Origin of the sequence: Aquiflexum gelatinilyticum, from assembly GCF_024741135.1 — a bacterium.
GTDB lineage: Bacteria > Bacteroidota > Bacteroidia > Cytophagales > Cyclobacteriaceae > Cognataquiflexum > Cognataquiflexum gelatinilyticum.
Window position 1 is genome coordinate 1 of sequence record NZ_JANSUY010000011.1, and the last position, 18,414, is coordinate 18,414.

The window sequence follows — 18,414 nt, forward strand, 5'->3', positions numbered from 1 at the left end:
CGTTCATCCTGAGCCAGGATCAAACTCTCCATTGTATAGTTTTTTTTCTCTGCATCACTGCAGAATCGTTTCCTAGCCCTGTCTTCAATCTAATCCAACAGTGTTAACTGCCGGATCTTTAATGTCGTTTCTCCAGTATTTCAATGAACTTTTACCGCCTCATCCGGCAGTATCGTAAGACTCTCGCCCCATCTCTTTTTCCCGTTCCTTACAAACAGGAGTGCAAAGGTAAGAATAATTAGATAAACCACAAGAGAAGGAATCACAGAAAGTTGATTTTTTAAATAAGTTTCAACTAACTTCCTGAATCCGTGAGACAAATTTTTCAAAATGAAATCTAAGTTTCCCTCAAAGGCCTTCAATAAAAATTAACCATCTCAAAATTTAAATCGCATCCGTGAATGATGTGAAGTGTGACCTCGTCAGGATTCAAACCTGAAACCTCTTGAGCCGTAATCAAGTGCTCTATTCAATTGAGCTACGAGGCCTTAATGGGGTTACAAAAGTAGTTACGAATTTTGGATTTACAAAAACAAGATCAATTGTTTTATAAACCAAAAATAAATGGCCAAAAAACAATTAAGAATTATTAAGACAAAAAGAACCGCAAATCGAGTTTGATTTTATAATTTAGCCCCAATTTTAAATATAATACCCCTTTCATGAAAAGATTCACATCAGTAGTTTTACTTAATTTGATATTAATTACTTCCCTTTTTGCACAGAATAGAGAAAAAACACCAATAGGAGGAAGACCGGATATAAAAGGAGATTTATTTTTAGAATTGGGTTTTAACACATTAAACAATAAGCCAAGTGAGTTAAATACACAATTTATTCAATCCAGGACATTCAATATATATTACCAATATCCAATCAGAATTTTTGGAGAAAAGTCTGGATTTACGTTTAATCCCGGGTTAGGAGTAGCTTCAGATAAATTTGCATTTCAAGGCGATAAAGCGCTTTTCAATAATCCGGCAGTCGGCCCAAACTCTAGTCAGCTCATTCCAATATCAGATGTATATGGAGATGATATCAATGTAGGAAAAAATAATGTTGGTCTTAATTTTTTAGAAATCCCTTTGGAATTTAGATATCACTTCAATAAAAACAATTATGACAAAAGCGTGAGATTCGCTTTTGGAGGGAAGATAGGATACCTGTTTCAGTCTCAAACAAAAATTTCTTATGTCGATTCCGATGGACTAGATAGAAAAATCAAGGACAGGCAGTCTTTTGGGTTCAACCAGTTCAGATATGGGGTCCATGCAAGGTTGGGATTCCCAGGTTTTAACCTTTGGGGTTATTATGGATTAAACGAAGTGTTCCAAAAGAACAAAGGTCCTTTTAACACCCAAGCGACCCAACTTAACTTCGGCGTTTCAATTGCGCTTTTCTAAAAATTTTGATTACCCTATACTTATAAAAAAAGCCGGCAAGCCGGCTTTTTTTATAAGTATAGGTAAAATGCTCCAAAGCAAACAGAAAATCCCAAAATAAAACCTCCCATTATTTCCATTGGATTGTGCGCATTTTGATATAATCTAGAGGATGCTATGATACCGGAAATCATGATTAGTGGCAGCATTATATAAATAAGATTTACGCTGGGGTTTTTTATGGCCAATACAAAAATGATTGCCAAGAACCCTGAAATTCCCGTCATATGTGCACTGACTTTCCAAAAAAATGAGATACTGGTCAATAGAATTACACATATTGAAATTGAAACCAAACTAAGCGTAAAAACAGGTTCAATTTCAAATTTCAAATAAAACAAATACGAGGACATCACATAAAAAAGGCTGACCATCGAAAAAGGGAAAACACGTTCTTCCCTACTTTTGAGATGAAATGTAGCAATATTGCCTGTAAGCTTCATCGTAATAAGACTCAATACAGGAATTAAGAACGTGGTCATGAAAACCATCAAGACAATTAACCACTCATTATAATACTGAGATGCTGATATTTCCGGAACTCCAAATAGCAGAAATAAGAAAATCAGCGTCGGAATTAACAGTGGCTGAAAAAGGTATGAAACCAACAAAGCTAATTTTTGTGCCACTTAAAGTTCCTTTCTAAGTCTAGCAACAGGTATTTGTAATTGCTCCCTGTATTTGGCCACGGTCCTTCTTGCAATATTATACCCTTTGTCATTCAGGATTTTTACCAATTTGTCATCAGAAAGTGGTCTTTTTTTACTTTCACCATCGACCATGGCCTGAAGGACACTCTTTACTTCTTTATTGCTAACATCTTCTCCGGAATCGGTAGCAATTCCTTCTGAGAAAAAATATTTTAAGGGAAAAATTCCAACTTCTGTTTGGATGGATTTACTATTTGCCACGCGGGAAACTGTTGAAATATCCATTTCAATCTTATCGGCAATATCCTTTAAAATCATGGGTTTCAGCTTTGTCTCCTCACCATCAATAAAAAACTCTTCCTGATAATCGAGAATAGCCTGCATGGTTTTCAATAAAGTTTGCTGCCTTTGTTTAATTGCGTCTATAAACCATCGGGCCGCATCCAGTTTTTGTTTGACAAATGTGACCGTATCTTTCAGCTTTTTATCCTTTTTATCGCTTTTATCATAAGCATCAAACATTTCAGAATAAGACCTGCTTACCCTGAGTTCAGGTGCATTTTTTGAATTCAAAGAAATCTCAAACTTTCCATTGACATTTGTCAGGATAAAATCAGGGATTATATATTGTGTCTTGATCAAACCGTCAGAAGTCCCACCAGGCTTGGGATTCAGGCGTGTTATCATATTCACAGCATCCTTGATATCATCATCATTCAAATCGAGTTTCTTCTGGATTTTGGTATAGTGTTTCTTTGTGAATTCATCAAAACAATCAACGATGATCTTTATTGAATTTTGGACAACGGGGTCATCAGGATGCTCCTTTCTTTCAAGTTGGATCAAAAGGCACTCCTGAAGGTTTCTAGCTGCGATACCGGCAGGATCAAAATTTTGAATTTTTCTCAAAATTTCTTCAACCTCATCCAGATCTGTTTCAATATTTTGGCTAAAAGCCAGGTCATTGATTATTGCTTCCAAATCCCTCCTTATATAACCATCATTCTCGATACTTCCAATAAGCTGCCTTCCGATTAGCTTTTGTCTTTCATTTAACTTTAAAAATCCCAATTGCGTAATCAGCTGCTCATGCAAGGAAGCGCCACCGGATATTGGGATTTCCCTGTCATCCTCATCAGGAGAATAATTACCGTCCCCCTGCATTTTATAGCCACTGTAATCATCACTCAGATAATCATCAATATTTACATCTTTGTCTTCGAACCCTGCTTCATCCTCAAAGGTATCCTCATAATCATTATCCTCTGATTCACTGCTGTCCTCCTCTTTTCCTTCCTCCAAAGCCGGGTTTATTTCGAGTTCTTCCTCCACACGGGATTCCAATTCTGCGGTAGGAACCTGAAGCAGTTTGATGAATTGAATCTGCTGTGGAGAAAGTTTTTGGGAAAGTACCTGACTTAAATGTAGTTTTTGCATACTCAAATATATTTCAAAAGAATTTAGAATGAAGGCTTACCAAAAACGGTGTTTCTTATACTTTCAATATTTCAAATTTAGGAAATAAGAACAAATTATTGATAAAAAGCTTATTTAATCGTTTTTTTGCATTCCCTTTAACAATACATCCTAGATGGGTATAATTCATTCAAAATCAATCTTTCTTTTCTATGTCTTTCAATAAAAGAATCAAAATAAAAAAACTTCTCGAAAATGATCATATCGGTCAGGATGCCACCATTATGGGCTGGGTGAGAACTAAGAGAAGCAATAAAAATGTAACATTCATTGCCATCAATGATGGATCTACTATCAATAATTACCAAGTAGTAGCAGATCCTGCTTTGATTGATGAAGACATTCTTAAGAAAGTCACGACAGGTGCATGTCTGAAAATCAATGGAAGGATCGTGGCCTCTCAAGGTGCGGGTCAGCAAGCTGAAATTTCAGCTTCATCCATAGAAGTCTTAGGAGAAGCAGATACAGAAACATATCCTCTGCAGCCAAAAAAACACTCTTTAGAATTTCTGAGAGAAATTGCTCACCTGAGAATCCGGACAAATACATTCGGAGCAGTCTTTAGAGTAAGGCATGCTCTGGCATTTGCTGTTCACAAGTATTTCAATGACAAAGGCTTCTTCTATATCCATACTCCGATAATCACTTCATCCGATGCGGAAGGGGCCGGAGAGACATTTAAGGTGACTGTTCTGGATATTAAAAATCCTCCCTTGACCGAGGAGGGAAAAATAAATTTCAAAGAGGATTTCTTTGAAAAGGAAACAAATCTGACTGTATCCGGTCAGCTTGAAGGTGAACTTGCGGCTATGGGCTTGGCGGAGATTTATACTTTTGGGCCGACTTTCAGGGCAGAAAATTCAAATACCGCAAGGCATCTTGCCGAATTTTGGATGATTGAGCCTGAAATGGCATTCTATGATGCACAGGACAACCAAGATCTTGCCGAAGATTTCTTGAAATTTGTGATTTCTTATGCTTTGGAAAACTGTAAAGATGACTTGGAGTTTTTAGACAAAAGAGCTGCTGAAGAAGAAACCACCAAAAAAGCTGATCAGAGAAGTGAAATGGGGCTTATTGATAGGCTCAAGTTTGTAGTAGAAAATGAATTTCAAAGAATAACCTACACTGAGGCCATTGATATTCTCAGAAATTCCAACCATAATAAGAAAAAGAAATTCCAATACCTGGTAGAATCATGGGGAGTTGATTTGCAATCTGAGCATGAAAGATACTTAGTCGAAAAACATTTTAACAAGCCGGTGATATTGACGGATTATCCTAAAGATATCAAAGCTTTCTACATGAGGCAGAATGATGATGGCAAAACAGTGGCGGCTATGGATATTTTGTTCCCCGGAATTGGGGAAATTGTCGGAGGATCGCAAAGGGAAGAAAGATTGGATTACCTTACCAAAAGAATGGAAGAAATGAACATTCCAACCGAGGAAATGTGGTGGTACCTTGACACAAGAAGATTTGGATCGACACCACACGCCGGATTTGGACTTGGTTTTGAAAGATTGGTCTTATTCGTCACCGGAATGGGAAACATCAGAGATGTAATAGCATTTCCGCGAACACCCGGACACGCTGAATTTTAATTAAAAAAAGCCGCTTGATGCGGCTTTTTTTATATACTTTTTTCAACTTCCAAATTATCTGCAAGGTTCACCGAAGGCGCACCGATATCAATAACCTTTATTCTTCGGGCTAAAGGAATACATAACAGACTGAAGAAAATTGCCAAATAACCAACAATATTGAAATTATGCAATATTCCGGCTTCTCCTTCCACCAAAATCAATCCAGCAATAAAAGAAGCTATTCCTGCAGCTAATTGTTGGACAGCAGAATTGAAGCTTAAGAAACTGCCTCTGTTTTCGGCTTTTGCGGTTCCCGTAATCAAAGCTGCCGCTGGAACCATTCGCCCGTTGGAAGTCACAAAAAACAAAGTGGATATCATCAATACAAATGGAATTGGAGTTTGCCCCAAATGGGTAATCAGCCCGATAGGGATAATATTCAAAGTCATAAACACAGTAAAAACTTTAATCTTACCATGATTATCTGTCAATTTACCAACCCAAGGGGAGGTAAAAATAGTAAATAGGCCACCTGCCATATAGATGTAGGTGAGCTGGATTTCAGAAAAGCCAACATTAGCAACCATATACGGACTCAAAAAAGGAATAATCATGAATTGACCAAACATCATCATGATAGTGAGGGAAATGGCTCTCATCTGATTATTGTTTCCGGTTACTCTTCTGATGACTTGTATAGGTGTTGGTTTGACTAAATGGCTGTTTATATGGGCTGTAATTGATGGGATATATTTGAAAATCAAAAACAGAATACCCAAAGAAAGACTAGCCAAGAAAATAAATGGGGCATGCCAATTGGAAATACTTGCTATAAATAGGCCAAAGGGAACTCCCACAACCGAAGCTACAGAAAATGCAGCCATGACCAATCCCATAGCTTTACCCCTACGGGCATCGGGAATCACATCACCGATAATAGCCATAATCAAGGCGGAAGTAAGGCCTCCAAAAACACCTGAAATAATCCTGGAAATCAATAATACAGAATAATTTGGAGAAAGAGCACAAGCAATGGTTCCGAGCAGAAATCCTGTAAACACCCACAATAGAATTGTCCTTCGGTCATACTTATCCAAAACAAAAGCGCCCAAAAAGCTGCTGATACCGGCACTGAACGTATATGAAGAAACCAGCAATCCAAATTCCCTAGGGGTGATTTCAAATATCCGCATCAACTGCGGCCCAAGAGGCATCAAAATCATAAAATCCACTATGTGGGTGAAATTAATGGCGGCAATGGTCCAAAGTATTAATTTTTCTTTATTCATCAGATTGAAAAGACTCTTAATGCAACCATCAGGAAATTGTTATAGTTCTTACTCCGGTAAATAAAATTCACTCAATATCAAGATTTAAATAAGTCTGTGGGATGGTTTCCAATATATCTGATGCTACCATTCCCCTTCTTTTTTTCACCGAAGCCAATTCGCCTGCCAATCCATGCTGAAATACACCACAAATCGCAGCGCTTAAAGAATCGTACCCTTGACCGAGAAATGAGGTAATCATCCCTGTCAAGACGTCTCCTGATCCTGCTGTTGCCATATATTTATTGCCTGAAGAATTAAAATACTGAGAGCCATCAGGACAAGTGATACAAGTAAATGCCCCTTTCAATACCAAAAAAACTTTATGATTAATTGAAAATTCCCTTGCTTTTTCAAGCCTTTCAATTTGGTCCTTGAACGAACCCGCTAACCTTTCAAACTCTTTGATATGAGGAGTAAGGATACTGTTTGGCGGAATAGCCTTTAGCAAATTCGGATTTTTTGAAAGAATATTTAAACCATCTGCATCAATTACTACAGGTGAATTGAAAGATTGCAGGATCATTTCAAAATAATTAGGGTCAACTTCCAATCCCCATCCGGGGCCTATACCAATCGCATCAAAGATCCCAAGGTCAGATAGACTAAAATCATTTACAACCATCACTTCAGGTGCCCCAACCTGTATGACTAACCTTTCATCCCATGGGGCAAACACATGAACCAACCCACTTCCCGTCCTCAACGCTGCCCTAGAACAAAGTAAAATTGCTCCCATCTTTCCTTGATCACCTCCAATCAACAAAATTCTTCCAAAATCCCCTTTGTGGCTAAAATTGTTGAATTTTCTATGAAAAGATGGAATATCCTTTTTTTGAACATAATACTTTTTTTGGCTAAATGATTTTAAAAACGGTTCTGGAATTCCAATATCCAATACTTCGATCTTCCCTGTAAAATCTGCATGCTCAGGAATCAATAGTCCGAGTTTTGGAAATTGAAAAGTACAAGTGAAATCAGCTTGAAATGCATCTCCTTCCAAAATAGTGTCAGCCGGTATACCTGAAGGCAAATCTATAGCGATTTTTTTTGCGTTTACCTTATTTAATGAATTGATAGTCTTCAAGTACTTGCCAGAAAGTGGTCTATTGACTCCGACACCGAAGATAGCATCAATGCAGATACAATTTTTTAAAAGATCAAATTCTAAACTTTCATAAACCAATACTTTGACACCCAAAGGGAGCTTAGTAAAATTGATTTGATAGTCTTGGCTACAATTTAAAACATCCTCAAAAGTAACCACAGCTACCTTGAAACCATCCATTTCAAGTAATCGCGCCACGGCCAACCCATCTCCTCCATTATTGCCGGGTCCACAAAAAATAAAAATCTCATTGGGGAAATTTGTAAAATGAAGCTTAAACCAGTTGAAAAAAGATATGGCTGCCCTTTCCATCAAATCCCATGATGACATTCCTTCTGATTTGGCAAAAGCTTTATCCAATTCTGAAACCCTATTTCCCTCAATTATTTCAAGCATTCTTTATTTCAACAATATTTTGAAAATCCTGTTTTGGAATCCTAAGCAAAAGTAAAAACCCAAGCCCTACAAAGAAAAATAAACCTAAAGCCAATGAACTGTTTCTCATATTTCCGGTAATCTGCTCGATGATCCCATATGAAAAAGTACCCAAAACGATGGCAATTTTTTCTGTCACATCATAGAAACTAAAGAAGGAAGCATGTTGGGTTGTATCTTTTGGTATCAATTTAGAATAGGTTGAACGCGATTGGGATTGGATACCTCCCATTACCATTCCAACTACAAAAGCCAAAGCGTAAAATTGATATTCATTGGTAACATAATAAGCCGCTCCACAAATTAAAACCCAAACAAAAACCATGATCACAAGAGAAATCTTATTTCCTAAATTCTTGGACAAATAAGCAAACAGATAGCTTCCTCCAATAGCTACGATCTGAATAATCAATATGGTAACAATCAACTTATCTCCGGGGAGACCGAGTTCTTTGTCACCAAAAGTGGCTGCAAGATACATAACAGTCTGCACCCCCATGCTGTAAAAAAAGAAGGCTGCTAAAAACCTGTGCATGACTGTGGTCTTCTTTACTATTTGGAAGATTTTATTTATTTCCCGATAGCCCTTTAAAAATAGCGCCTTCTTTACCTTTTTATTGTACGGATTATCAGGTAAATATCTAAAGGGAATCTGAGCAAATCCTGCCCACCAAAAACCCGTAATCAGGAATGACCATCTGGCGGCCTGACCTCCATCTGTCAATCCAAAAGTCTCAGGAGATTGGATCATAAATAAATTCAAGACTAACAAAATCACGCTTCCCACATACCCTAGCGCAAAACCCCTTGCACTCAAAAAATCAAATTCTTCTTCAGTCGCTATTTCAGGTAAGAAGGCATTATAGAAAACTATACTTCCTGCATAACCAATACTTGCCAATACGGCACAGATAATTCCATATTCTAAATTATTACTGTCAAAAAAGAATAAACCGATGCAGGCTATAGAACCTAAATAGGCAAATAATTTCATGAAAAAGAGTTTTTTCCCACTGTAATCAGCTACTCCGGAAAGTAAAGGAGAAATCAAGGCGATTACCAAGAAGGAAAAAGATATGGAATAAGAATACAAAACTGTATTCACAATCTTGAATCCAAAAAATGAAACTACATCCCCATATTCATCGGACTTGGTCACTCCATTGAAATAAACAGGGAATATAGTAGAGGTGATTACCAAGCTATAGACAGAATTGGCCCAGTCATACATGGCCCAAGCGTTCTGAACTTTTTTCTTTCGAGTAATTTCCAAAACTTCCATTTAAACAAAAGTAAAAAAGCTATCCCAATGGGATAGCTTTATGATTTGAAATTTGAATTTTATTAATTCTGAACCTTTCCGGTCGATGCATATAATAATTTACGTGCATCTGCTTCTCTCAATTCAAATTGAATGTCTGAAATCGGACCCATTTTTACGTCCCTGTCAGCTTTCATTGAGATTGTAATTTGGTCTCTTTCAGCCTCAGAAAGTTTATCTTTTTCTTGGTTTACCCAAAGGATAATATCCTTTGTATTGATCAACACGTCATTCGCCTGTATCCTTGGTTCGGTACCATAGAGATTGGTGTTTTTCGGTTTCCCAACAAATAGATAAGAAATCAACGTCTTTTTCTCCAATTTCTGAAGTTGGGTTGCCTGAGGCAATTTTTGCTCAACAAGGATGTCCTGCTCTCTCAACACAGTAGTAACCATGAAGAAAAACAAGAGCATGAAGATGATATCAGGTAATGCCGAGGTCGGAATGTTTTCCGAAGTCTTGGTTTTTTTCTTAAACTTTGCCATATCAATTTCCTCCTATTTTATCCGGTTCTGCAATTGAGATCGCTAAAGGAATACCTTCTTTGCCTTTGTCAATCAGTGCTTTTTCAGCAGGGTTTTTACCTGTCAATGCCCTGTATTGGTCTGAGGTCAAACCAACCCTTTCAGCATAGATTTCAAAATATGCTCTTTTTACCTGATCTAGCACCTCTAGGTATTTCTCATAACTCGTGCCTCTATTGGTTTTGATTGAAACAACTGCACCCCCATTCATGGGGTGATCCGAAGAATTTGGATCTCTATTTGCCCTTGCCTTCAGAGATTGTGGAAGGCTGTTAAATAAAGCCACTGCTTCTTCATCTGGGGCACCAAAATTCAAAAGAAAATCTTTGATATCTTCTGAAAGCAAATCAGTATTTTCAACATACTCATCCTCGATGAGAAGTTGATCATTTGCATTGATCAAGATATTGTAGATGTTTCTTTTGTTCAAATCAATTTCTGGTGGCTCTACATTAGGATCCTGCTTAGGAGGAAGAAGGTTTTGAATACCTTTATCAGAGGCAATAGTAGTGGTGACCAGGAAGAAGATAAGCAACAGAAAAGCAATGTCCGCCATGGAACCTGCATTTACCTCTTGAGATGTTCTGTTTTTACCTTTTGCCATTATTTTATTGCTTTAGTGATTTCAGTAATTACTATACCTGCCAATGCAACAATTGTCATTACATAAGTCATAATTAGAGAACCTCCTACGAATTTGGACATGCCCTCAGTGAGGTTAAAAGGCTCTTTTGCAAACTTAGGTAGGACCTCACCATCAGAAATGGAATAAGCAATAAAGAATAATGCTGCTAAAACCACTATTGCTAGCGCTGATTTTAATAAGCTTTTAGGATCGTCAAATGATTTTATCAATGGCATCACCACCGCTAAAATAATCCCGACAATCACTAAAATATCAGCTACGTATAGGAAAATATCTATAGAATCCATATTTAGTTTTTCTTTAGTTAATGTGAAGAATCAATTGAACTAATGCTCAATCAATATTATTTTGATAATTTATGCTTCACTAGGATATCAACCAATGAAATGGAAGCATCCTCCATATCATTCACCAAAGAATCGATTTTGGAAACCAAGTAGTTGTAAAACAATTGAAGAATAATCGCAACGATCAAACCTGCTACAGTTGTTAAAAGGGCGATTTTAATACCACCGGCAACAAGAGAAGGAGATATATCACCTGCAGCTTCGATAGCATCAAATGCACCGATCATACCGATAACCGTACCCATGAAACCCAACATTGGAGCAAGTGAGATGAATAGTGAAATCCAAACCAAACCTTTTTCCAACCTGCCCATTTCTACAGAACCGTAGGCAATAATTGATTTTTCAACCATTTCGATACCTTCAGTGTATCTCATCAAACCTTGAGTGAAGATAGAAGCTACAGGGCCTTTAGTGTTTTTAGTAACATCTTTAGCCGCTTCGATACCGCCTTGTTCTAAAGCTGCTTCTACTTTTGATAATAATTTCTTTGTGTTTGTTGTAGAAAGGTTCAAAGTAACGATTCTTTCAAGTGCTACAGCTAGACCTAAGATCAAACAGATCAATACTGGAGACATGTAAGTTGGATCACCTTCGATGAACTTTTCTTTGATAATTTGGTGGAATCCTTGCTCTTCAGCCATGACCTCGTCATCGACGATAGCCGGTTCTGTTGGAGCTGCTTCCACAACTTCAGTGGTTTCAACTGCGGCAGTGTCTTGAGCATCTGCGTCTTGAGCTTTCGTAGTTACCGGAAACATCAAAATTCCGGAAAGCATGAACAAAGCGATTAACTTTTTCATAATGTAGATTTTAAAGAGAATTAAATAAAGGTTAAACGGTTTCTAAATTAATAATGAGATTTTAAAGTTATCATTTTTTCATTTCAAAATGCAAAGGAAACTTTCATAAATTTTTTGAAAATGACTTATGGGCTTTTGAGACAGAATTTCCCGAAAGCTAAATCAAGGAAAATGAAAGGTTTAGAAAATTTATATAAATGGACCTAGACGGGAATTAAAAGGAATGAAAACAGGATTTAAGGGGTTTGAATGAAGAAATCCTTCGGAATTTTGATTTAAAACAAAAAATAAGCCTTCATAATTAGAAGTAAAAATTACTGTAGGAGTCAAAAAAATAAATAAAATCCAAAAAAAAAGATAAGCCTTGAGCTTATCTTTTTGCAGAGAGGAAGGGATTCGAACCCTCGATACCCTTTAGAGGTATACACACTTTCCAGGCGTGCTCCTTCAACCACTCGGACACCTCTCTAGTTGATCCATTTTCTGAATCGGAGTGCAAAGAAATAAATTAATCGGAGGCTATCCAAACTTCTCCCTTAAAAAAAGGCCCTTAATTTGGCGGAGACATTTCACCTGCTATGGGCAATACGAGTTTTCTCCTGATTTCGGCATCATCTATTTCATTGCCCAAAAGAAACATCATCTTGGTGACCGCCGCTTCGGTGGTGATATCACTGCCACTCAATACGCCGATTCTTTTCAGGTCTTTGCTGGTATGGTACCTTCCCTGAATAACCCTACCGCCATTGCACTGTGATACATTGAGGATGATTATTCCTTTTTTAACCGCCCTTTCCAAGGATTCTGTAAACCACTTTTCACTTGGGCTATTGCCGGAACCGTAGGTTTCTAATACCACTCCCCTAAGTCCCTTGATGCTGAAACAAGAATCCAAGACTGCTGCAGTGATGCCGGGAAAAAGCTTGATGATGATCACATTGTTGTCAAGTTTATTGAAAAACTTGAGTTTTTTGGTCTCCTCATATGGCCTGATTGCAGAATAATTATAATCAATGATAATCCCTGCTTCTGCCAAGGCAGGATAGTTTTCGGATTCATACGCATCAAAATGGACGCTCTGCACTTTCTTTGCCCGATTACCACGCAATAACATGTGGTTGAAAAATATACAGACTTCAGGTACCACCGGCCTTCCGTTTGATTTGGCAGTAGCGATCTCCAACGCTGTCATCAGGTTTTCCCTTGCATCTGAGCGCATAGCAGAGATCGGCAACTGCGCCCCTGTAAATACCACAGGCTTGCTCAGTCCATTCAGCATATAGCTCATCATCGAAGCAGAATACGCCATGGTATCTGTGCCATGCAAAATCACAAAACCGTCATAGCTGTCATAATTTTCATAGATAATGTAGGCCATGTCAAACCAATATTGCATGTTGATATTGGAGGAATCAATCGGTTCTGGAAAAGAAATAACCGTAATGGCAATGTTCATATTGGTCAGGGCAGGTACCTTTTCCATGATCTGCCCAAAGTTGAAGGGGACCAAAGCGCCGGATTCATCATATGCCATTCCCAATGTTCCTCCTGTATAAATAATGAGTACAGAAGAATGAACCGCATTTTTGGCTGCTGTATTGATCCTGATTATTTTATAGTTCATAGCTGGAAATGATGAAATATTTTTCTTGAATTTTCTTCAGTAACCTCAGAAACCCGCTCCAAAGTGTTCATCGTCAAATCTCCAACCCGCTGCGCAATCAAAGGAATGTATTCTGTGGAGTTTCTTTTGCCCCGATGTGGCACGGGAGCGAGGTATGGTCCGTCAGTTTCCAAGACCAGGTGTTCCAAACCGATTTCGGGCAATACTTTATCCAAACCTCCATTTTTGTATGTTGAAACGCCACCGATTCCGAGCAAAAAACCCAATTCAATGATTTCCTTGGCTTGCTCTACTGACCCAGTAAAACAATGGAAGATCCCTTTCAAGTCATCTGTTTTTTCTTCCCTGATGATTGCAATGGTCTCGTTCATGGATTCACGGCAATGCAAGATAATCGGCCATTTCTTTTTCTTTGCCCATTGGATCTGGATTTTTAGCGACTCTTTTTGCTGCTCAAAGAAAGTCTTGTCCCAATACAGATCTAATCCCGTTTCACCGATTCCTGCAAATTCCCGCCTTTCGATCCATTCTTCCATGATATAGAGCTGTTTTTCAAACTCTTTGTTGACATCGCAGGGATGCAAGCCCATCAAAGGGATACAGACACCAGGGTTTTTCATCTCTGCTTCCAACATCGCATCAATGGAGTTCACATCAACATTGGGCATGTAGATTTTGTGTACGCCATTCTCCACAGTCCTACTTATCACTTCATCCCTATCCGCATTATATTTGTCTGAATAGATATGGGCATGTGTATCTGTAAACTTCATCCGTATTTTCTCCCTTTCCAATCTGTTTTTGACGGCCAAAAATAATAAACTATTGTGGACCATGAAGTAAACAAATAATATATTTCAAAAAGGAACAAAGTGGTAATTTTTAATTTTTGACCTGTTTTGAGCGAGAATAAGTAAATAAATAAGGATTGGATTGCCACTTTAATCAACCAAACCGAAACTCCTTCAAAAGGCTGTAAAAAACACAAATAAATAATAGCAGGAAAAAATAAGACCTGCATCGCCAAAACAGCTCTCCAATACATCGGCAAATCCATTGCCCCATGCATCCACCTCTTTCTTTGGCCCAATAATCCCTTGATATTTTGTTGGGGTAATGTCCCCACCAAATTCTCCTCTGAGACATGATGGATGGCTTTATATCCTTTCTTTTCAACAGCTTTTCCCATTTCAAAATCTTCTGTGAGGGAAAATGGGATGCCTTCAAATCCTTCCACGGAGTCATAAGCCTTTTTTGTAATCAGCATGTTATTTCCCATCGAAGTCACCGATATGCCGAGGTCATTCATCACCTTGACCATTCCTAAGGAAAGCCACCAATCGAAAGCTTGCATTTTTCCGAATAAAGAACAGATACCAATGTGCGTGATACCTGTGACAATTCCCGAATCAGCATTTTTTTGAGCCAAAACCATGGATTTGATCCATTGAGATGGAACCTCACAATCCGCATCGGTAAATAAATAAAAATCTCCATCTGCGGATTTAGCCATTTGAAAAAGGGCGTTCGCCTTTCCGTTCCTCCTCTTGCTGTCTCCTTCAACCACCTCCACCAATATCGAATTGGAATGGCTAGCCACCCAAGAACTGAGGATTGCTGCTGTCTTGTCTGTGCTTCTGTCATTTCCAAAAACAAATTGGATCCTGTCTTCAGGGTAATCAAGATTTTCTAAGGAATCAAGACACCGGGGTAAGTTTTGGGCTTCATTCCTACAGGGAATCAAAACGCTAACTTTTGGAAAATCCGGTTTTTGGGTTTCATCGTATTTTTCAAAATTCATCTGAAGCAAAACCACAAGCAAAAAATCCTGCAACAGCAATAAAAAAACCACAACTACCGCCACTCCATAAATCATAACACCCCCGTTTGAAAGCCCTTATCTATTATAAAGTCCAGATAATCGGGCAACACCTTCTTAACAATCTTTTCTGTTTTTTGTTGGTCGTGAAAAAGTACGATGGATCCGTTTCTGCTGTATTGGATGGTTTTGGACAGGCATTTCTCCGCACTTTGATCCTGGTCATAATCTCCTGACAAAACATCCCACATGACGATCTGATGATGTGCAAGTATAAGCTTAGATTGGGTTTTGGAAATCTTTCCATATGGTGGACGGAAATTTACCGGGCTTACCTCAAGTGTATCCTGAAGAATCTTCTGGCACTTTTCAATATTTTCCAGATACAAGGCATCAGGATTTCGGTATCCATCCAAATGGTTAAAAGTGTGGTTGCCTATTCCATTACCTCCTTGGAGTACTTCTTTGGCAAGGTTTGGATGCTTTTCGACATTGGCACCTACCATAAAAAACGTGGCTTTCATGTCTCTTTTTGCAAGTTCATTCAGTACAAAATCCGTAATCTCAGGCACCGGACCATCATCAAAAGTCAGGTAAATCGTCTTTTCATCCCGGTTTTTGTTCCAGATAAATTTATCGAAAACTTTCGGGATCAAGGAGGGCACGTGATGCATCCAGACCATTTTATTGCAGTCTTAAGCTGAGCAGGGTAATGTCGTCCCTTTGCTCACCACCGGTGGAAAAAATTCTCAATTCCTCAAAAAACAGCTGATGAAACACACTTGGATCAAGGCAAAGGTTGCTTTTTACAAATTGATTGAATCGATCATCTCCATATTCCTTTTCATTCTTGTCAAAGCTTTCGGTCAAGCCATCAGTATAAAGATGGAGTGTAAAGCCTTTAAGATGGTTTCTTTTGCCCACTTCCAGGAATGGCAATTCCTCAAATGCCCCGAGTACAGTTGTCCCTGCACCCAATGTCTCCGTCCTTTTTTCTCCCTCCCAACACAATACCGGAGGATTGTGCCCGGCATTGACGTAGGTCAGTTCTCTTTTTTTGTAATTGTAATAACCTAGAAAAAAAGTAATGAAGCGCTCCCCTTTGGTATTGTCAAAGATGGTATAATTCAACTGCTCAACGATCATTTTCAAATCTGAAGAACTCCTCAGCAAGGTCCTCAATGCTGCCTGGAAATTGGACATGAGCAAGGCCGCCGGCATGCCTTTTCCTGATACATCGGCTATACAGAAAAAGACCTCTTCCTCGGATTTTTGGATCAAGTCATAATAATCCCCGCCTACCGTAGAATGGGGAATGTAAGTCACTTTGGCTTTGAGCTTATCAGTCTGTGGAAGGACTGCAGGAAAAAGCATCCGCTGCACATTGGAGGCGATTTCCATTTCTTTATTGAGCCTTTCCTGCTCAAGTTGCCGCTTGGCAAAGCGCTTGTTTTCCAATGCCACCACCATGATATTGGTTAGTGCTTGAGTGAAATCAAGGTCTAAGTCCTCTTTTTCATCTTTCTTTTTGAGAAAAAGAATGGCAAGCATTTTCTCCTTGTGGAAAACAGGAAGGTAATTTTCAAGTTCAGCAAACGAAAAACCTTCACCCACCTCAATATTCAATTCCCCGCTCGCTTTGTCAAAATTTATTTTTTCAGAAAGAATCGCATCAGGGACTTTGCTTTTGATCCCATGGCTGATTTTTTTTTCAAAGTGGTCATAGTTTGACATGTACAAAAGAATAGACTTGATATTCAAATGTACCAAGCAGGTAAATTTGAATATATCAAAAAGCACAGCCGCAGACTTATTCTCATTGATTGCCTGGGTGATTTCCAAGAGCGCCTTTAGCTCAAGTTCTTTCTTTTGATATTTGACTAGTTGTACGGTCACGTCAGTTTTTTTAGAGGGCATTATGTTCCATAAGGCCTTTTTTGGTGGCGAGGTAAAATAAATCCTTTCCTTTTGCTTCAAAATCCACTGTACCGAAAACTTCATCGTCAGGTGCAAAAAGACATTTGATATATCCTTTCGAATGGAGAGTCTTCAAGGTAACCAAAAGCCTTTGGTCTTCCCATCCCAGGGTTTCTTTCAGATAACTAAAGGGCTGGACGAAATACAATTCATCCAATAAATCAAACTCATTGTCAGTCATTTTATTTTGTATTCAGACCCAAAATTAACCCTTCCCAGAAGAATATCTTCCTTTCCACTCAAATTTTACAAATAAAGCCCCGAGTGCACTTACAAGAACGTAAACAGGATGGACTATTCCTGTAAACAAAAACCAGATCCAATGCGGTCTAATCTCAAAACTCCTCAAAACATTTCCCAAGGATTTTGTTTCAAAGTAAATCTTCAAAATCCAGACTGCTGCAAATACCAACATCCCGGGGTTTCCCATAAAAAGGAGGGAAAAACTCCATAGGAAGGCAACCTGAACAGCAGCTGGAAGGACTGAAGCCAAGGCATGGGACAATGATTTGTGGGAATTCCATTTTGATGCCCATCTGATCCTTTGTGAAAAGAGTGCCTTCAAAGAACCTTGCGGTTGTGTGTAAACAAGGCTTTCCTGGAGGTAGACAACAGATTCAGGTCCGAATTTATGGACCATCTTTTTCAATAAAAACTCATCATCTCCCGACAAAAGACCCTCATTCCCATGATATCCCTCTACCTCCAAAAAGGCCGATTTTCTGTAAGCCATATTGGCCGCACTGCACATGATTGGCGATTGAAAATAAAATCCGGCTTGTGTCACCAATAAAATACTTGCCCATTCGATCTGTTGGAAGTTTTGAAAAAAACCGATATCTCCTTTCGGTAAAACAGGACCTGCGACCATTTTTATGCTTTCATCTGAAAAGGGCCGGATCATTTTCTCCACCCAATCCTTGGGAAGAAAACAATCCGCATCGGTGGTCAGAACAAGACTTCCAAAGGCTTTTTTGATTCCGGTTTTCAGTGCGGCTTTCTTTCCTTCACCTTCGCTTTCCAACGAAATGATGTCCAATTGCTCCTCTGATAGCGATTCAATCCATTCATCAAGCTTCTTTTTCCCACCATCTTCACTATGGTCATTGATAAAAACAACCTGCAGCGGCCTATGGGAAAGACCTGACAATTGGCCAAAAAGGGCTGGAATATTTTGTTCTTCATTCCTGTAAGGAATCAAAATGGTAACCAACTCAGACTCTCTATATTCCGGGAAAATTTGGGGTTTTTGCTTCCAGGTTTTGCCCAATAATAGCAGCAAAAGCCCATAAACTATCACAAACAAAAGGTAAAATGTTAGCATGAAT

At 38.6% G+C, this 18,414-nt stretch carries 18 protein-coding genes and 2 tRNA genes; 2 read left to right on the top strand and 18 right to left on the bottom strand.

Going from position 1 to position 18,414, the window contains the following annotated elements:
• Positions 1–414 precede the first annotated feature (414 nt).
• Positions 415–488, bottom strand: a tRNA-Arg gene (locus tag NU887_RS12620).
• Positions 489–662: 174 nt separating this feature from the next.
• On the opposite strand from NU887_RS12620, the gene NU887_RS12625 reads away from it, so the two are divergent.
• On the top strand, positions 663–1,403 hold the full coding sequence (locus tag NU887_RS12625; RefSeq protein WP_258423748.1) for a porin family protein: 741 nt from the start codon (positions 663–665) through the stop codon (positions 1,401–1,403).
• A gap of 50 nt (positions 1,404–1,453) precedes the next feature.
• Here the strand turns inward: NU887_RS12625 and NU887_RS12630 are convergent, their stop codons facing one another.
• Both NU887_RS12630 and rpoN read right to left on the bottom strand, forming a co-directional pair.
• Positions 1,454–2,071 carry a phosphatase PAP2 family protein gene (locus NU887_RS12630; protein ID WP_258423749.1) on the bottom strand — a complete coding sequence of 206 codons (618 nt, stop codon included), beginning with the start codon at positions 2,069–2,071 and terminating at the stop codon, positions 1,454–1,456.
• Positions 2,072–3,529 (bottom strand): RNA polymerase factor sigma-54, encoded by a 1,458-nt coding sequence (gene rpoN / locus NU887_RS12635; protein ID WP_258423750.1) that lies wholly within the window; start codon positions 3,527–3,529, stop codon positions 2,072–2,074. It abuts the gene before it with no gap.
• Positions 3,530–3,720: 191 nt separating this feature from the next.
• Between rpoN and asnS the strand changes: the two genes are divergently transcribed.
• Positions 3,721–5,172 carry an asparagine--tRNA ligase gene (gene asnS, locus NU887_RS12640; RefSeq protein ID WP_258423751.1) on the top strand — a complete coding sequence of 484 codons (1,452 nt, stop codon included), beginning with the start codon at positions 3,721–3,723 and terminating at the stop codon, positions 5,170–5,172.
• Between the two features lie 29 nt (positions 5,173–5,201).
• On the opposite strand, the gene NU887_RS12645 is transcribed toward asnS, so the two are convergent.
• From NU887_RS12645 to NU887_RS12715, 15 genes are all read right to left on the bottom strand, one after another.
• Positions 5,202–6,443, bottom strand: a complete 1,242-nt coding sequence (locus tag NU887_RS12645) for an MFS transporter (RefSeq protein WP_258423752.1) — start codon at positions 6,441–6,443, stop codon at positions 5,202–5,204.
• 67 nt (positions 6,444–6,510) lie between these two features.
• A complete protein-coding gene (locus NU887_RS12650; protein ID WP_258423753.1) occupies positions 6,511–7,986 on the bottom strand; it encodes an NAD(P)H-hydrate dehydratase in 1,476 nt (491 codons plus the stop codon).
• Positions 7,979–9,307, bottom strand: a complete 1,329-nt coding sequence (locus NU887_RS12655; RefSeq protein ID WP_258423754.1) for an MFS transporter — start codon at positions 9,305–9,307, stop codon at positions 7,979–7,981. Before NU887_RS12655 ends, NU887_RS12650 begins: the two co-directional genes overlap by 8 nt.
• 62 nt (positions 9,308–9,369) lie before the next feature.
• A complete protein-coding gene (locus NU887_RS12660) occupies positions 9,370–9,831 on the bottom strand; it encodes an ExbD/TolR family protein (RefSeq protein ID WP_258423755.1) in 462 nt (153 codons plus the stop codon).
• Between the two features lies 1 nt (position 9,832).
• Entirely contained in the window at positions 9,833–10,474 is a 642-nt protein-coding gene (locus tag NU887_RS12665) for an ExbD/TolR family protein (RefSeq protein ID WP_258423756.1), read from the bottom strand.
• Positions 10,474–10,803: a hypothetical protein gene (locus NU887_RS12670; RefSeq protein WP_258423757.1), complete on the bottom strand. Its 330-nt coding sequence runs from the start codon at positions 10,801–10,803 to the stop codon at positions 10,474–10,476. Before NU887_RS12670 ends, NU887_RS12665 begins: the two co-directional genes overlap by 1 nt.
• Positions 10,804–10,859: 56 nt before the next feature.
• On the bottom strand, positions 10,860–11,666 hold the full coding sequence (locus NU887_RS12675; protein WP_258423758.1) for a MotA/TolQ/ExbB proton channel family protein: 807 nt from the start codon (positions 11,664–11,666) through the stop codon (positions 10,860–10,862).
• A gap of 381 nt (positions 11,667–12,047) precedes the next feature.
• Positions 12,048–12,135: transfer RNA gene (locus NU887_RS12680), tRNA-Ser, on the bottom strand.
• A gap of 81 nt (positions 12,136–12,216) precedes the next feature.
• Entirely contained in the window at positions 12,217–13,290 is a 1,074-nt protein-coding gene (locus NU887_RS12685; protein WP_258423759.1) for an asparaginase, read from the bottom strand.
• Positions 13,287–14,063: a TatD family hydrolase gene (locus NU887_RS12690; RefSeq protein ID WP_258423760.1), complete on the bottom strand. Its 777-nt coding sequence runs from the start codon at positions 14,061–14,063 to the stop codon at positions 13,287–13,289. Before NU887_RS12690 ends, NU887_RS12685 begins: the two co-directional genes overlap by 4 nt.
• Complete coding sequence (locus NU887_RS12695; RefSeq protein WP_258423761.1) at positions 14,060–15,166, bottom strand: glycosyltransferase; 1,107 nt, start codon at positions 15,164–15,166, stop codon at positions 14,060–14,062. The genes NU887_RS12690 and NU887_RS12695 overlap by 4 nt, the downstream gene beginning before the upstream one ends.
• Positions 15,163–15,783: a polysaccharide deacetylase family protein gene (locus NU887_RS12700; RefSeq protein WP_338081000.1), complete on the bottom strand. Its 621-nt coding sequence runs from the start codon at positions 15,781–15,783 to the stop codon at positions 15,163–15,165. Before NU887_RS12700 ends, NU887_RS12695 begins: the two co-directional genes overlap by 4 nt.
• A 10-nt stretch (positions 15,784–15,793) precedes the next feature.
• Positions 15,794–17,026: a PP2C family protein-serine/threonine phosphatase gene (locus NU887_RS12705; RefSeq protein WP_275982370.1), complete on the bottom strand. Its 1,233-nt coding sequence runs from the start codon at positions 17,024–17,026 to the stop codon at positions 15,794–15,796.
• Positions 17,016–17,267, bottom strand: coding sequence for a transcriptional regulator (locus NU887_RS12710; RefSeq protein ID WP_258423763.1), 252 nt, complete (start codon positions 17,265–17,267; stop codon positions 17,016–17,018). Before NU887_RS12710 ends, NU887_RS12705 begins: the two co-directional genes overlap by 11 nt.
• 24 nt (positions 17,268–17,291) lie before the next feature.
• Complete coding sequence (locus tag NU887_RS12715) at positions 17,292–18,410, bottom strand: glycosyltransferase (protein WP_258423764.1); 1,119 nt, start codon at positions 18,408–18,410, stop codon at positions 17,292–17,294.
• Between the last annotated feature and the right edge of the window lie 4 nt (positions 18,411–18,414).

What these genes read in the sequence shown, in the direction of transcription:
- NU887_RS12625 (WP_258423748.1), top strand. Translation starts at nt 663, where the DNA reads ATGAAAAGATTCACATCAGTAGTTTTACTTAATTTGATATTAATTACT.
- rpoN (WP_258423750.1), bottom strand. Translation starts at nt 3,529, where the DNA reads ATGCAAAAACTACATTTAAGTCAGGTACTTTCCCAAAAACTTTCTCCA.
- asnS (WP_258423751.1), top strand. Translation starts at nt 3,721, where the DNA reads ATGTCTTTCAATAAAAGAATCAAAATAAAAAAACTTCTCGAAAATGAT.
- NU887_RS12645 (WP_258423752.1), bottom strand. Translation starts at nt 6,443, where the DNA reads ATGAATAAAGAAAAATTAATACTTTGGACCATTGCCGCCATTAATTTC.
- NU887_RS12650 (WP_258423753.1), bottom strand. Translation starts at nt 7,986, where the DNA reads ATGCTTGAAATAATTGAGGGAAATAGGGTTTCAGAATTGGATAAAGCT.
- NU887_RS12655 (WP_258423754.1), bottom strand. Translation starts at nt 9,307, where the DNA reads ATGGAAGTTTTGGAAATTACTCGAAAGAAAAAAGTTCAGAACGCTTGG.
- NU887_RS12660 (WP_258423755.1), bottom strand. Translation starts at nt 9,831, where the DNA reads ATGGCAAAGTTTAAGAAAAAAACCAAGACTTCGGAAAACATTCCGACC.
- NU887_RS12665 (WP_258423756.1), bottom strand. Translation starts at nt 10,474, where the DNA reads ATGGCAAAAGGTAAAAACAGAACATCTCAAGAGGTAAATGCAGGTTCC.
- NU887_RS12670 (WP_258423757.1), bottom strand. Translation starts at nt 10,803, where the DNA reads ATGGATTCTATAGATATTTTCCTATACGTAGCTGATATTTTAGTGATT.
- NU887_RS12675 (WP_258423758.1), bottom strand. Translation starts at nt 11,666, where the DNA reads ATGAAAAAGTTAATCGCTTTGTTCATGCTTTCCGGAATTTTGATGTTT.
- NU887_RS12685 (WP_258423759.1), bottom strand. Translation starts at nt 13,290, where the DNA reads ATGAACTATAAAATAATCAGGATCAATACAGCAGCCAAAAATGCGGTT.
- NU887_RS12690 (WP_258423760.1), bottom strand. Translation starts at nt 14,063, where the DNA reads ATGAAGTTTACAGATACACATGCCCATATCTATTCAGACAAATATAAT.
- NU887_RS12695 (WP_258423761.1), bottom strand. Translation starts at nt 15,166, where the DNA reads ATGATTTATGGAGTGGCGGTAGTTGTGGTTTTTTTATTGCTGTTGCAG.
- NU887_RS12700 (WP_338081000.1), bottom strand. Translation starts at nt 15,783, where the DNA reads ATGCATCACGTGCCCTCCTTGATCCCGAAAGTTTTCGATAAATTTATC.
- NU887_RS12705 (WP_275982370.1), bottom strand. Translation starts at nt 17,026, where the DNA reads ATGCCCTCTAAAAAAACTGACGTGACCGTACAACTAGTCAAATATCAA.
- NU887_RS12710 (WP_258423763.1), bottom strand. Translation starts at nt 17,267, where the DNA reads ATGACTGACAATGAGTTTGATTTATTGGATGAATTGTATTTCGTCCAG.
- NU887_RS12715 (WP_258423764.1), bottom strand. Translation starts at nt 18,410, where the DNA reads ATGCTAACATTTTACCTTTTGTTTGTGATAGTTTATGGGCTTTTGCTG.